This window comes from Virgibacillus siamensis, assembly GCF_900162695.1.
Classification (GTDB): Bacteria; Bacillota; Bacilli; order Bacillales; family Amphibacillaceae; genus Lentibacillus; species Lentibacillus siamensis_A.
Genome location: NZ_FUIH01000006.1, coordinates 169,848 through 183,247, shown reverse-complemented (window position 1 = coordinate 183,247; position 13,400 = coordinate 169,848). Strand labels below are relative to the sequence as shown.

Below are 13,400 nucleotides of genomic sequence, written 5' to 3'. Positions count from 1 at the left end.
AAGCGATAAAGTGATAAAGTAAAAGAAAGGAGTAAATTTCCTTGCAACCATATTTACTTGATTGTTCTAAAGATACGGGCGCTTCGGACTTCAAGGTGCGGGACCGTACGATATCCGCCCTGAAAGAGCGCTTTTTCACATATGGATACAGACAGGTACAAACATCCATTTTTGAAGATTATGATTTATATGCTGCAATACCCGGCACAATTCATAGGGATGACATGATAAAAGTAGTAGACAGTTCCGGCAAAGTACTCGTATTGCGTCCCGATATGACAATACCGATTACACGGATGGCTGTTACGGAAAAAAATCGGCCCCAAAACGACGCACGGCTGTTTTATGTGCAGGATGTTTTCCGCCAGTCCTTTGAGCAGACAGACAGAAAAGAAACAACCCAGGCTGGCATCGAATGTTTCGGGGAAAATACGGCCGAGAATGATGCTGAAGTTATTGCACTTGCGGTTCACGCACTGAAAGACCTGGGCTTCCGCTCATTTAAACTGGAAATAGGACACGCCGGATTTTTTAAAGCACTAATCAATGAATTAAATGTTCCCGAAGAAAAAACGGAGCAAATTAAAACATTCATTCAATCCAAAAATGTTGCTGAACTGGATGCCTGTCTTGGTGACATACAAGCTGACAAAGAGCTGATTGAAGCTGTCCATTCCATCCCGCTGCTTTATGGAAAACCGGAAACAGTCATGGAACGCGCGGGAAACATAACATTAAATGAAACGATGAAACAAACGCTGGAAAAACTGAAAAACGTTTATGAACTGCTCGAGGCATATGCGGTCACTGATCATGTTGTTTTTGATTTCGGACTGATCAACAATATGAATTATTACACCGGAATCATTTTTCAGGGATTTGTATCGGCGCTTGGCAAACCGGTGCTTATGGGAGGAAGATACGACAATCTTGCCGGTCACTTCGGCACCGCCCTACCTGCAATTGGTTTTGCCTGTGACGTTGACAGTCTCCTGCAGGCAGTTCATAAACAACAAAAACCGGATCAGCTAACCGCGGACAATATCATTATTGATTACAGCCGCAGCCGGCAAAAGGAGGCATTGACCGCAGCAAACAGCCTGCGGGAAGCAGGTTATTCCGTTATTGTTTCCAAGCCGGAAACACGGAAACAGAACCAACCTTGTCTGGTAACATTCAGACCGGAAAAAAGTTCACTTGTTATGGCAGGAACAGAAATAGATTTCGGAAATGTTCATGACTTGGTACATCTTATCGGGAAAGGAATGGAAAACACAGAATGGAACCAATCACAATAGCACTTGCCAAAGGCAGAACAGCAGACAGTACAATCAGAATTCTGGAAGATGCCGGTTTCCATTTTCCTGATTTCCATCCTGACAGCAGGAAACTGATTTTCCATACGGACGATCGGACAGTCAGCCTGATCTGCGTTAAAGCTGTTGACGTCCCGACATATGTGGAAAATGGCGCAGCAGACATCGGTGTTGCCGGAAAAGATACGATTCTTGAATCACAGGCAGATGTTTACGAAATTTTGGATCTTAAAATCGGCAGTTGCCGGTTTGCAGTTGCTGGAAAACCGGATACAATCCTGGACAATATCAATCAAATTACAGTCGCTACAAAATATCCGACAGTAGCCAAAAACCATTTCCTGAAAAAAGGAGTATTGGCTGAAACCATCAAACTGAATGGGTCTGTGGAGCTTGCCCCATTGATTGGTTTGTCAGACGTCATTGTTGACATTGTTGAGACAGGCACAACGCTTCGTGAAAATGGACTTGAAATCATGGAAGAAATTGAGAACATCAGTACACGGCTGATTATTAATAAAGCAAGTTTTACGACACGATCTGAAGAGACACACACACTCATCAATAAACTGAAATCGGTAGTGGGGTGAGAAAAATGAAATTGATGACAATTGATCAGTTCAGACAAGACAACAAACGTGTCTCAACTGACCCGGAAAATTACGAACAGATTGATAAGACGGTTCTTGAAATCATCCAAAATGTTCGATCGTCAGGGGACAACGCTTTGTTTCAATACACCAAAAAATTTGATGGCATTAATCTTGACCAACTAACCGTTTCACAAGCGGAGTTTGCCGAAGCGGGAGAAAAAGTCAGTAATCGTTTTTTGACTGCACTGGAACAAGCAAATAAAAACATTACCGCATTTCACGAAAACCAGAAAGAACATTCATGGTTCACAAATCCCGGAAACGGCATCATGCTTGGACAAAAAGTCTCCCCTCTGGAGAAAGTCGGGATCTATGTACCCGGAGGGAAAGCAGCCTATCCATCGACAGTACTGATGAACGTTATACCCGCAAAATTAGCTGGTGTAAAAAAAGTTGTCATTACGACACCACCGGGAGCAAACGGAAAAATAAGCCCTGAAGTTTTAACTGCAGCAAAATTAACGGGCGTGGACAAAGTTTATAAAATTGGCGGTGCACAAGCAATTGCAGCACTTGCTTACGGGACTGAATCAATTGATAAAGTGGTCAAGATTGTCGGCCCCGGGAATGCATTTGTTGCCCGAGCCAAAAAGTGGGTTTATGGCGATGTCGACATTGATATGATTGCAGGACCGAGCGAAATTTGTGTGGTAGCAGATGCGACGGCAAACCCTGATTATGTGGCAGCCGACCTTCTTTCCCAGGCCGAACATGATGAACGGGCAAGTGCCATCTGTATTGCGACAGACCCTGTACTGGCGGAACAAGTTAAAGCATCAATCATACGACAGGCGGCACAGCTTGAGCGCAAGGAAATCATTCAGCAGTCACTAAAGGAAAACGGGAAAATCATTATTGCGGATAATCTTGCAAACGCATTTGGACTGGTTAATGAATTAGCACCGGAGCATCTGCAGCTTATGGTTGAAAATCCATTTGAAAAATTGAGTCAGGTTAAACATGCAGGAGCGATTTTTCTCGGTCATTATGCACCCGAACCGCTTGGTGATTATGTTGCGGGGCCCAACCACACACTTCCGACAAGCGGGACGGCTGTATTTTCATCACCGCTCGGGGTTTATGATTTCCTGAAGAAGTCAAGTATTATCCACTACTCTGAACAGGCACTGCAGAAAACTTCCGACAGCATTATTACATTGGCAAAAGCGGAAGGGCTTACTGCACATGCCAATTCCATTCAAATCAGGAAAGGAGATTATGATGCGTAAACAGCACATTCAGCGGAATACAAGCGAAACAGCAGTCGATCTGACCTTTTCTATAGATGGATCCGGTACTTCCAAGGTGGATACAGGTGTTGGATTTATGGACCATATGCTGACACTGATGAGCAGGCATGGTCTCTTTGACCTGGAAGTTTCCTGTAATGGAGATCTTGAAGTGGACCAGCACCATACCGTGGAAGATATCGGAATTGTCCTGGGACAGGCGTTTAACAAAGCATTGGGTGACAAAAAAGGCATCACACGCTATGCCACAGTAACCACTCCTATGGATGAGTCGCTTGCCACCGTTTCAATTGATATCAGCGGACGGCCATATTTTGTCTATCATGTTGATGGACTGAAAGATAAAGTTGGCACATTTGATACAGAACTGGTGGAAGAATTTTTTCAGGCATTTGCCAGTAATGCCAGACTGACACTCCATATTAATCTTGTTTACGGAAAGAACACACACCATATGATTGAGGCCATATTCAAAGGGTTTGGCAGAGCACTTGATCAAGCGAGTATCCAGAATCCGCGGATAGAGGGTGTACCATCCACAAAAGGGGCATTGTGACATGCTTTACGACAGTATATATGAGCTTTCGTGATGAAATACGGGCCTTCAACACAGCAAAAGAAAAGGAGATATACGCCATGATTGCAATCATCGATTACGGTGCGGGTAATATCAAAAGTCTGCAATTCGCCTGCCAGCGAATTGGACTTGGATCATGCCTGACAACTGACAACCGGACCATTGAGGAAGCAGCGGGGATTATTCTTCCGGGTGTCGGTGCATTTAAAGATGCGATGAACGCCCTGGATAAACAAAGACTGACCGGTACGATTCAACAGCAGGCCGCGGCGGGAAAGCCGCTTCTTGGCATCTGCCTTGGGATGCAGCTGTTTTACGAGCAAAGCTTTGAGAATGGCAGCTGGCAGGGTCTCGGACTGCTGAAAGGAAACGTCAGCCGCCTCCCCGATACGGTGAAAGTACCGCATATGGGGTGGAATACATTGCAGCATCATCGAAAAAGCAGACTATTAAATAACGTTTACCAGAATGAATATGTCTATTTTGTTCATTCATACGCAGTAACCAACGGGAATACAGAGGATCTCGTCAGCACTAGCGAATACGGCGGAACTGTTCCTGCTATTGTTCAATCCGATAACATTATTGGCATGCAGTTCCACCCGGAAAAAAGCGGTAAAACCGGATTGCAATTATTAAAAAATTATGGGGAGATGGTTTCATGATTTTATTTCCCGCTATCGATATCCGAAATGGAAAATGCGTACGCCTCAAACAAGGTGACTACAATCAGGAAAAGGTCTACAATGATTCTCCTGTGAAAGTTGCACGTGAGTGGCAGCAAAAAAAAGCATCCTATCTTCATGTAGTTGACTTGGATGGTGCAAAAACAGGAAACGCAACTAATTTGGACACCCTTACACAAATTGTCAATGCTGCTGACATTCCGGTACAGGCGGGCGGTGGAATCCGCTCCCTCAAACAGATACGCGAGTATATTGGCGCCGGAGTTGATCGCATCATCCTAGGTACTGCCGCCATTACCGACAAATCATTACTGAAGGAAGCGGTGTCCGAATACGGTTCAAAAATCGCTGTTTCCATTGATGCCAGGAAAGGATACGTGGCAACAGACGGATGGACCGAAACGAGCAATGTAAAGGCTGTTGAACTTGTTAAAGAGCTTGAACAAATTGGTGTTCAAACCATTGTGTACACAGATATTCTAAAAGATGGAATGTTGAAAGGACCCAATTTTAAAGAACTGCAGACAATTAATGAGGCAGCCTCCATGAACGTAATCGCATCAGGCGGTATTACGACCGAAGCGGATGTCGCATTACTGAGTGAAATGAAATTATACGGTGCGATTATTGGAAAAGCACTATATGATGGAACTCTTAACTTTGCATCCTTAATGGAAGGTGATGTAAATGCTCGCTAAACGGATTGTACCCTGCCTTGATGTTGATAAAGGAAGGGTTGTGAAGGGACGTAAATTTCAAAATATCCGGGACGTGGCTGATCCGGTTGAACTGGCAAAGGCCTATAATCAAGCAGGCGCTGATGAATTGGTTTTTTACGATATAACAGCATCCAATGAAGAAAGAAATATTTTTCTGGATGTGGTCGAAAATGTTGCAGCGGAAATCGCCATTCCCTTTTCAGTCGGCGGCGGAATCCGGACCATTGAAGATATTCATCAGACGTTGCGGGCCGGTGCTGATAAAGTATCCATCAACAGTGCTGCAGTTAAACACCCCGAAATTCTGACCAATGCCGCCATGAAGTTCGGCAGTCAGTGTGTTGTATTATCAATCGATGCTAAAGCAGTTGATGCAGACAACTGGCAGGTATATATAAATGGCGGAAGAACAAATACCGGAATTGATGCAGTCGCGTGGGCTGTCGAAGGTGAAAAACGCGGTGCTGGCGAAATCGTCATCAATGCAATTGATACAGATGGGGAAAAAAACGGCTATAACATGGAATTAACCCGTGCGATTGCAGAAAACGTGAATATCCCAGTTATTGCCAGCGGTGGTGCTGGTACAATGAAACATTTTGCAAGTGTACTGCAAGAAGGTGGTGCTGATGCCGCTCTTGCCGCATCCGTATTTCATTACAGCGAAATCAATATTGCCAGCCTTAAAGACTATCTGAGCGAAGAAGGTATTTTAGTAAGGAGGGAAAAATAATGGAGACAAACATGAACAACCTTTCTTTTGATGAAAACGGGCTTATCCCTGCAATTATGCAAGATGCAACAACGGGTCAGGTTCTTACACTCGCTTATATGAACGAAGAGGCATTGCAAAAAACAATGGATTCGAGGGAAACGTGGTTCTTCAGCAGAAAACGCCAGGAGCTTTGGAATAAAGGAGAAACATCCGGTAACAAGCAAATTGTCAAACAGATTGAATATGACTGTGATGCAGATGCATTACTTGTACAGGTCGAACCAAAAGGACCAGCATGCCACACAGGTGAGAAATCCTGTTTTCATCAAACCCTCTTTTCCGGTGAAAACTCCGTCCGTACCGTCATACATGATGTGGCAGAAAAAATAAGGGAGCGTAAACAAAATCCGGTTGAAGGTTCCTATACCAACTACCTGTTTACGGAGGGTATTGATAAGATTCTCAAAAAAGTCGGTGAAGAAACAAGTGAAGTAATCATCGGTGCTAAAAATAATGATAAAGATGAAATCAAATGGGAAGTAGCGGATCTTACCTACCACACACTTGTGCTGATGGAACTTTTGGATGTATCGATAGAAGATATAAAAGAAGAACTGTACAGCCGTCATGTAAAAAAGGTTGACAGCAATGACAAGTAAATTCTGGAGTGAGACCGTCAGACGCACGGAACCTTATGTGCCCGGAGAACAACCGGACATACCTGATTTGCTGAAACTGAATACAAATGAGAATCCTTACCCTCCTTCGCCGATGGTCCGTGATGCAATCCAGGGGGAACTGAACCGTAAATTACAACTATATCCTTCGCCAACGGTCGAGGGTTTGCGTCAACAGATAGGGGAATACTTCAATTTGCAAAGCAAAAATGTTTTCATCGGCAACGGTTCAGATGAAGTGTTGGCATTTTCGTTTATGGCGTTTTTCAGCCAGTCAAAAGCAATTCGCTTCCCGGCTGTTTCCTACAGTTTTTACCCGGTTTACGCCAAACTGTTTAATATTCCATATAAAACGGTTTCACTAAACCGGGACTTTACCATACAGCCGGAGTGTTTTTTTCAATCGGAAGGCGGTGTAATTTTTCCAAACCCGAATGCACCGACCGGAATATTTTTGGATTTGGAATCGGTTCGCGACATTTTGGAAAGCAATCGGGACAATGTAGTTATCGTTGATGAGGCCTATGTCGATTTTGCCAGGGAATCTGCAGTTTCCCTGTTGAATGACTATGACAATCTGCTGGTTGTGCAGACCATGTCCAAGTCCCGCTCACTTGCTGGCCTACGGATTGGATTTGCCCTTGGCCACCCTGATTTAATTGAAGCACTAACCCGGATAAAAGATTCGTTCAACTCCTATACAATTGACCGTCTGGCGATAGCCGGGGGGAAAGCTGCGATTACGGATTCCGATTATTTTCGGGATACCGCCAATAAAATTATCCGAACCAGAGAATGGACATCCCGGGAACTGAAAAAGCGGGGATTTCATGCTCTTCCGTCAAGTGCCAACTTTGTGTTTGTCAGTCACTATAAACATACTGCCGAACAACTTTATGCAAACCTGAAAGAACAGCATATTCTTGTCAGGCACTTTAGCAAACCGGGCATTGATAATTATCTCCGGATTACGATCGGAACAGATGCTCAGATGCAACACCTAATGGAAAAATTAGACGAATTGATCACGTAAAATGGCAGCTGCCCCAATTAACGGGACAGCTGCCATTTGTTTATCTCGCTTATTCATGCTTCATTTTACGTTAAATCATTTCCTTGATTTGTGCTTCATCTTTTAAGTTTTTCACCTTGGCCTGAAGCTTTTGCTGTTCTTTCTGGGTTTGCATCTGCTGCTTCAACTGATCTTTGATTTTATTAAACTTCGGAATCTGTTTACGTTGTTTTTTCAGTTTATCGTACTGTGCTTTTACTTCTTTATCCGTTACTTTTGTACCTGTGATTTCCTGGTCAATATACTTCTGAAGTGTCAGTTCAAAAGCCAGCTGATTCTTGTACACTTCTTCTGTCAGATGGTAGCGATCCAAAACTTTAGAGAACTGTTCTTTGTTTTGGGATTTAGTTTTGTCAAACTTTTTCTGTACCTGATCATCAGATACTTTTATCCCTTTTTCCTTCGCATCCTGCTTCAGAAGCTCCTGCTGAACCAGAATATCCATCGTCTGCTGTTTTATTTTTTTCGTGTCGCTGACATCCTGTCCATATTGATGCATCATAATTTTTGTTTGTGCATACATCGCATTGTACTGTTCACCGTTAATATCATTGTCGTTTACCTTTAAAACAACTTTATCATCTTTAACCTTTTCCTTATCGGTAATTTCTACCTTCTTTTGATCAGCTGCTTGTTCTGTTTTCTTATCTGCATTCTTATCTTCACTTTTATCTTTAGCTGAATCGTCTCCGCAGGCTCCTAATACTACTGCAATCAGCAGTGCCATCATCAGCATTATGAACTTTTTCATTAAGAAATTCCCTCATTTCGTATGATTGTTCTTTTATTCAAACATAAATGGACTTGCAATAGCAAGTATCATTACGTGGCCAAAAAGCCCGTAAAACATGTCCCGTCAAGGTTTAAGCCGTATTTTTACATTTCATTTACATTTCATTCCAAAAATGTGCCGTAAATAAGGCTTCCATACACCTGACTGTTTAAGGTTTTATTCCATGTAAAAGGGACAACCCCTTATGATTGTCCCCATCTGTTTACTATTTCAAACTTGCGGCTATTTCATCCACCATTTCCTGAACCGATACCAATCCACCGCCGGAAAGATACCAGTAGTCCGGGTCCAAGTATACGATGTTATCATTTTTGTAGGCGTTTGTCTTCTTGGTGAGTTCATTTTCGACCAGCTGTTTGGCTGATGAGTCACTGCCGACAACAGCCCCGCGGTCTATTACATAAAGGATATCCGGATTTTGTTCAACCACGTATTCAAACGAAACGTTCATGCCGTGTGTTGATACTTCAATTCCTTTATCAACTGCCGGCACACCGAAGACATCATGAATCAGGCCAAACCGTGATTCCGGGCCATATGCGCTGATTTTATCATCATTAGCCAGAATAATCAGTGCTTTTTTATCCATGTTTGATGCTTTTTCTTTCAGATCAGCAATGGATTTTTCAATATGTTTCAGTTCCTTGTCAATCGCTTCCTGCTTATCAAAGATTTTTCCGATTGTTCCAAGGTTTTCTTTAAATGAATCCATGTACTTTGTTGTATCAACCCCCAAATAGATGGTCGGCGCCAGTTCCTGCAGTTGGTCATACAACGAGGACTGTCTGCCGGAAATGATAATCAGGTCGGGGTCGATTTCAGCCAGTTTATCAAAGTCAGGTTCCTTTAAGCTTCCTACATTTTCATACTTATCACTTTCATATTTTGACAGATAATCAGGCATACTGCCGTGTGGAACACCGGTCACCTTAATTCCCAATTTATCCAGTGTATCAAGCGTACCGTAATCAAACACAACAACTTTTTCCGGATTTTTCGGCACCTTCGTTTCCCCGAGTTCATGTTTTACCGTTACCATTTCTGTATCTCCACTTGACTTCCCATCACTTGCATCTGAACTTCCGCATGCAGATGCGAATATTGCCAATGCACTTATTACCAAAAATAATAATACCTTTTTCACTTCATCCAGCCTCCTCTATGAAAAATAAACACAAATTTTATGGTTGTTTATGTTTTTAATATCTATATCCATATCGTAAATATCCTTTAAAACACATTCATCGATCACATCGCATGTCGGTCCTTGTTTGACAATCTTTCCATCCTTCAATGCAACAATTTGATCAGAATAGCACGATGCAAAATTGATGTCGTGGATAACGATCAGAATTGTTTTACTAAGGTCATTTACGAGCCTGCGCAGTGTCTTCATAATCTGAACGGAATGACGCATATCCAAATTGTTGAGCGGTTCATCCAACAGAATATATTCCGTATCCTGGGCAATAACCATGGCAATGTGCGCCCGCTGACGCTGACCGCCACTCAGTTCATCCAAATATTTATCCTGAATCGGTTCCAATTCCATATAGGAAATTGCCTGATCAACCATTTCCCAATCTTCCGGCTTAAGCCTTCCTTGTGAGTAAGGAAAACGTCCAAAGGAAACCAGCTCCCGAATGGTCAGGCGCAAATTGATCGCATTTGACTGCTTCAGGATGGAAATCTTCTTGGCAAGCTCATTGTTTTTCGCTGTCGTAATATCCTCACCATCAATGGTAATCGCACCTGCATCTTTTGTAATCAGCCGGCTGATCATCGAAATCAGCGTACTTTTGCCAGCACCATTCGGCCCTATGAAGGACGTGATGGTTCCTTTCTCAATCTTCAGTGAGACATCATCAATGACACTTTTCCGGTTATATTTTTTAAATACACCCTTTATATCTACCATGATTTATTCTCCTTTAGTAAAAGAAATATAAAATAGACTCCGCCAACAAAGTTAATAATGACACTGACAGTTGTCTGGAAGGTAAAAACCTCTTCCACAATGAACTGTCCTCCCAACAATGCAATGATACTGATTAGCATTGAACCCGCAATAATATAAGCATGCCGGTACGTCTTCAAAAACTCATACGCTACATTCACAACCAGCAATCCGAGAAATGTAATTGGTCCGATTAATGCGGTAGCAATCGAAATCAGTATCGCAACAATAACCAAAAGCCGTTTCACCACATAATCATATGGAACACCAAGATTAATTGCCTGATGTTTCCCAAGCGCCAGCACATCCAAATACTTGTAAAAACGCTTGAAATATACAAACACTAGAACCATAAGGATAAGGGACAGGTAGACCAAATTTTCATTCACATTATTCACACTTGCGAACATCCTGTCTCTTGCCACCATAAATTCATTCGGATCAATCAGCACCTGCATAAAATCAGTGAAACTGCCAAAGAATGTCCCAAGAATCATTCCAATCAGCAGCAGAAAATAAATGTTGTTGCCTTCCCCGCGAAACAGGAAACGATACAGAACAAGTGAAAACAATACCATCGCACCAACAGAAATAAAGTAATTGATATTGCTGCTCATCATGACAAGCGAATGGGAGCCAAATACAAATATGATGAATGTTTGAATCAGCATATAGAGTGAATCGAGACCAAGGATACTTGGTGTCAAAATTCGATTGTTCGTGATGGTCATAAACACTGTCGTTGAAAAAGCGATTGCCGAGCCTGTTAATATAATCGCAACTACTTCCATAATACGGCGCGGTAATATGTATCCGATATTTCCGCTTAAATCATAAAAAATGTACAGAATACCAATGGCGATTGCGATAACTGCCAGGATGATTGTTTTTTTCTTATAACCCATATTTCTTTCTCCTCAGCAGCAAGTAAATGAAAATTCCGCTCCCGATAACACCAACCGTCAAACTGATTGGAATTTCATACGGATAGATGATGACCCGGCCAACAATGTCACAGATAAGCACGAATAGTGCTCCAAGCAATGCTGTATGTAATAAACTTTTCTTAAGATGATCGCCTTGATAGATGGTTACAATGTTGGGAATAATCAATCCTAAAAAAGGAATCACCCCAACCGACAGAACAACAGATGCCGTTACAAGTGCCACAATAATCAGCCCGATATTGACAACCTGCCGATAATTCAAGCCGAGGTTTTTGGAGAAATCCTCCCCCATTCCGGCAATCGTAAATTTATTGGCAAACAGATAGGCTATAATCAAAATCGGAATACTGACATACATGAGCTCATAATTACCGCTCATGATCATCGAAAAATCGCCCTGCATCCAGGAAGACATATTTTGAATCAGATTATTTTTATATGCAAAAAAGGTTGCAAGAGAGCTGATAATATTCCCGAACATTAATCCGACGAGCGGAATAAAAATGGCATCCTTGAATTTAATTTTCTCGAGGATTTTCATAAAGACCAGTGTGCCGATTAATGCAAAACCGAATGAAACGAGCATCTTCTGCAATGGGCTTGCAGAGGTGAAAACCATTAGGGCAACCAATATACCGAGTCTTGCTGAATCAAGCGTACCCGCAGTCGTCGGAGAAACAAATTTGTTACGACTAAGCTGCTGCATGATCAACCCGCAAATACTCATGCTCATACCTGCAATCAAAATACTGATCAATCTGGGCACCCTGCTGATCATTAATATTTCCAGCTGATCATCGGACAACCAAAAAATTTCCCATGGTGCCACATCCGACACCCCAATGAATACAGATATGAATGATAATATGAGGACCGCTGTTACCAGATATCGAATTTTCATATACTATCCTTCTCATGTTGTTTAGAATGGTTATTACATTTAAGTGAATCTAATTAATAATGATATTCATTATCAATTAGGCACTATAAAAGATTATAGCATAATAAAAAATTCCGTCAATACGCCTTTTGGAAAAAATGTACATTCGTTTTTGGAGGAGATTGGGTGCGGTGAGTTGGGGGCTTTGTTCAGTGGGATTTTGATTTTGTTCAGCGGCGTGGAGCGGTTTGTTCGGCGGGGGTTCACTTTTGTTCGGCGGCTGGAGCGGTTTGTTCAGCGGGGTGGGCATTTCATTCAGCGAGCTGATATTTTACATACAAAAAAACTAACCCGCCAAAATTCAGTGGGTTAGTTCCGATGGCGTCTCAATTCTACACCGAAAATTATTCCTCTTCTTCTGTCACACAGCCTTCATCTGTACAATAAGTCGTTTTGGACTTTTTCGGATTCAGCGTTTGCAGTACCGGCTTTTCATTCTCTTCCTGCCACACCTTCTCCAGAACCTCCGAAAAGACTTCCGGCGGTTGTGCACCTGAGACAGCATATTTTTCATTAAAAACGAAAAAAGGTACGCCCTGAACGCCAATCTGTCTTGCCTGTTCTTCGTCGGCACGGACGTGAAGCGCAAAATCATCCAGCTTCAGCATTTCCTCGACTTTAGCTGTATCCAGACCTGATTCCCCGGCAAGTTGTACCAATGTCTGATGGTCGCTTATAAGCTCCGAATCCGTGAAATACGCTTTTAAAAGCCTTTCCGTCATTTCCTTGCCTTTGCCATTTTCCCCGGCAAATTTGGCAAGCCGATGTGCATCAAATGTATTTGTATGCTGCATCGAGTCAAAGTTATACGTTAGGCCAAGTTCTGCAGCCTGTTTTCCTAACGATTCATTCGAATTTTTCGCCTTTTCAACAGTCATACCGTATTTTGATGCCAGTAATTCATGAATGTTCTTACCCGGATTGATTTCTGCATTTGGATCAAGTTCATAACTTTTATATTCAACCGTAACATCTTCTTTATATGCAAATTCATTCAATGCTTTTTCCAGTCTGCGTTTGCCAATATAACAAAAGGGACAGACAAAATCTGACCAGACTTCAATTTTCATGGAAAACACCTCATTTCTGACAATATTG

General features: G+C 42.3%; 15 protein-coding genes. 9 read left to right on the top strand and 6 right to left on the bottom strand.

Going from position 1 to position 13,400, the window contains the following annotated elements:
- The first annotated feature begins 41 nt into the window (after positions 1-41).
- From hisZ to hisC, 9 genes are all read left to right on the top strand, one after another.
- A complete protein-coding gene (gene hisZ / locus B1K71_RS01825; protein ID WP_175631800.1) occupies positions 42-1,298 on the top strand; it encodes an ATP phosphoribosyltransferase regulatory subunit in 1,257 nt (418 codons plus the stop codon).
- Complete coding sequence (hisG, locus tag B1K71_RS01820) at positions 1,280-1,906, top strand: ATP phosphoribosyltransferase (RefSeq protein ID WP_077324311.1); 627 nt, start codon at positions 1,280-1,282, stop codon at positions 1,904-1,906. The genes hisZ and hisG overlap by 19 nt, the downstream gene beginning before the upstream one ends.
- Positions 1,907-1,911: 5 nt before the next feature.
- Positions 1,912-3,198, top strand: coding sequence for a histidinol dehydrogenase (gene hisD, locus B1K71_RS01815; RefSeq protein ID WP_077324310.1), 1,287 nt, complete (start codon positions 1,912-1,914; stop codon positions 3,196-3,198).
- Positions 3,191-3,775 carry an imidazoleglycerol-phosphate dehydratase HisB gene (gene hisB / locus B1K71_RS01810; RefSeq protein WP_077324309.1) on the top strand — a complete coding sequence of 195 codons (585 nt, stop codon included), beginning with the start codon at positions 3,191-3,193 and terminating at the stop codon, positions 3,773-3,775. Before hisD ends, hisB begins: the two co-directional genes overlap by 8 nt.
- Before the next feature lie 80 nt (positions 3,776-3,855).
- Positions 3,856-4,461 (top strand): imidazole glycerol phosphate synthase subunit HisH, encoded by a 606-nt coding sequence (gene hisH, locus B1K71_RS01805; protein WP_077324308.1) that lies wholly within the window; start codon positions 3,856-3,858, stop codon positions 4,459-4,461.
- Entirely contained in the window at positions 4,458-5,180 is a 723-nt protein-coding gene (gene hisA, locus B1K71_RS01800; protein ID WP_077324307.1) for a 1-(5-phosphoribosyl)-5-[(5-phosphoribosylamino)methylideneamino]imidazole-4-carboxamide isomerase, read from the top strand. Before hisH ends, hisA begins: the two co-directional genes overlap by 4 nt.
- The gene (gene hisF, locus B1K71_RS01795; protein ID WP_077324306.1) at positions 5,170-5,934 is read left to right on the top strand and encodes an imidazole glycerol phosphate synthase subunit HisF; all 765 of its coding nucleotides are present in this window, start codon (positions 5,170-5,172) and stop codon (positions 5,932-5,934) included. The genes hisA and hisF overlap by 11 nt, the downstream gene beginning before the upstream one ends.
- Complete coding sequence (hisIE, locus tag B1K71_RS01790) at positions 5,934-6,575, top strand: bifunctional phosphoribosyl-AMP cyclohydrolase/phosphoribosyl-ATP diphosphatase HisIE (RefSeq protein WP_077324305.1); 642 nt, start codon at positions 5,934-5,936, stop codon at positions 6,573-6,575. The genes hisF and hisIE overlap by 1 nt, the downstream gene beginning before the upstream one ends.
- The gene (gene hisC / locus B1K71_RS01785; protein ID WP_077324304.1) at positions 6,565-7,626 is read left to right on the top strand and encodes a histidinol-phosphate transaminase; all 1,062 of its coding nucleotides are present in this window, start codon (positions 6,565-6,567) and stop codon (positions 7,624-7,626) included. Before hisIE ends, hisC begins: the two co-directional genes overlap by 11 nt.
- A gap of 70 nt (positions 7,627-7,696) precedes the next feature.
- On the opposite strand, the gene B1K71_RS01780 is transcribed toward hisC, so the two are convergent.
- The 6 genes from B1K71_RS01780 to B1K71_RS01755 form a co-directional block, all read right to left on the bottom strand.
- Complete coding sequence (locus tag B1K71_RS01780) at positions 7,697-8,416, bottom strand: SurA N-terminal domain-containing protein (RefSeq protein ID WP_077324303.1); 720 nt, start codon at positions 8,414-8,416, stop codon at positions 7,697-7,699.
- A gap of 247 nt (positions 8,417-8,663) precedes the next feature.
- Complete coding sequence (locus tag B1K71_RS01775) at positions 8,664-9,602, bottom strand: siderophore ABC transporter substrate-binding protein (RefSeq protein ID WP_083954082.1); 939 nt, start codon at positions 9,600-9,602, stop codon at positions 8,664-8,666.
- A gap of 15 nt (positions 9,603-9,617) precedes the next feature.
- Complete coding sequence (locus B1K71_RS01770; RefSeq protein ID WP_077324302.1) at positions 9,618-10,376, bottom strand: iron ABC transporter ATP-binding protein; 759 nt, start codon at positions 10,374-10,376, stop codon at positions 9,618-9,620.
- Positions 10,370-11,320 (bottom strand): iron chelate uptake ABC transporter family permease subunit, encoded by a 951-nt coding sequence (locus B1K71_RS01765; protein ID WP_077324301.1) that lies wholly within the window; start codon positions 11,318-11,320, stop codon positions 10,370-10,372. The genes B1K71_RS01770 and B1K71_RS01765 overlap by 7 nt, the downstream gene beginning before the upstream one ends.
- On the bottom strand, positions 11,310-12,263 hold the full coding sequence (locus B1K71_RS01760) for an ABC transporter permease (protein WP_077324300.1): 954 nt from the start codon (positions 12,261-12,263) through the stop codon (positions 11,310-11,312). Before B1K71_RS01760 ends, B1K71_RS01765 begins: the two co-directional genes overlap by 11 nt.
- 383 nt (positions 12,264-12,646) lie before the next feature.
- Entirely contained in the window at positions 12,647-13,372 is a 726-nt protein-coding gene (locus B1K71_RS01755; protein WP_077324299.1) for a DsbA family oxidoreductase, read from the bottom strand.
- Positions 13,373-13,400 lie beyond the last annotated feature (28 nt).

Bases quoted from the DNA above. Each gene is read 5' to 3' on its own strand.
- hisG (WP_077324311.1), top strand. From the start codon at position 1,280: ATGGAACCAATCACAATAGCACTTGCCAAAGGCAGAACAGCAGACAGT.
- hisD (WP_077324310.1), top strand. From the start codon at position 1,912: ATGAAATTGATGACAATTGATCAGTTCAGACAAGACAACAAACGTGTC.
- hisB (WP_077324309.1), top strand. From the start codon at position 3,191: ATGCGTAAACAGCACATTCAGCGGAATACAAGCGAAACAGCAGTCGAT.
- hisH (WP_077324308.1), top strand. From the start codon at position 3,856: ATGATTGCAATCATCGATTACGGTGCGGGTAATATCAAAAGTCTGCAA.
- hisA (WP_077324307.1), top strand. From the start codon at position 4,458: ATGATTTTATTTCCCGCTATCGATATCCGAAATGGAAAATGCGTACGC.
- hisF (WP_077324306.1), top strand. From the start codon at position 5,170: ATGCTCGCTAAACGGATTGTACCCTGCCTTGATGTTGATAAAGGAAGG.
- hisIE (WP_077324305.1), top strand. From the start codon at position 5,934: ATGGAGACAAACATGAACAACCTTTCTTTTGATGAAAACGGGCTTATC.
- hisC (WP_077324304.1), top strand. From the start codon at position 6,565: ATGACAAGTAAATTCTGGAGTGAGACCGTCAGACGCACGGAACCTTAT.
- B1K71_RS01780 (WP_077324303.1), bottom strand. From the start codon at position 8,416: ATGAAAAAGTTCATAATGCTGATGATGGCACTGCTGATTGCAGTAGTA.
- B1K71_RS01770 (WP_077324302.1), bottom strand. From the start codon at position 10,376: ATGGTAGATATAAAGGGTGTATTTAAAAAATATAACCGGAAAAGTGTC.
- B1K71_RS01765 (WP_077324301.1), bottom strand. From the start codon at position 11,320: ATGGGTTATAAGAAAAAAACAATCATCCTGGCAGTTATCGCAATCGCC.
- B1K71_RS01760 (WP_077324300.1), bottom strand. From the start codon at position 12,263: ATGAAAATTCGATATCTGGTAACAGCGGTCCTCATATTATCATTCATA.
- B1K71_RS01755 (WP_077324299.1), bottom strand. From the start codon at position 13,372: ATGAAAATTGAAGTCTGGTCAGATTTTGTCTGTCCCTTTTGTTATATT.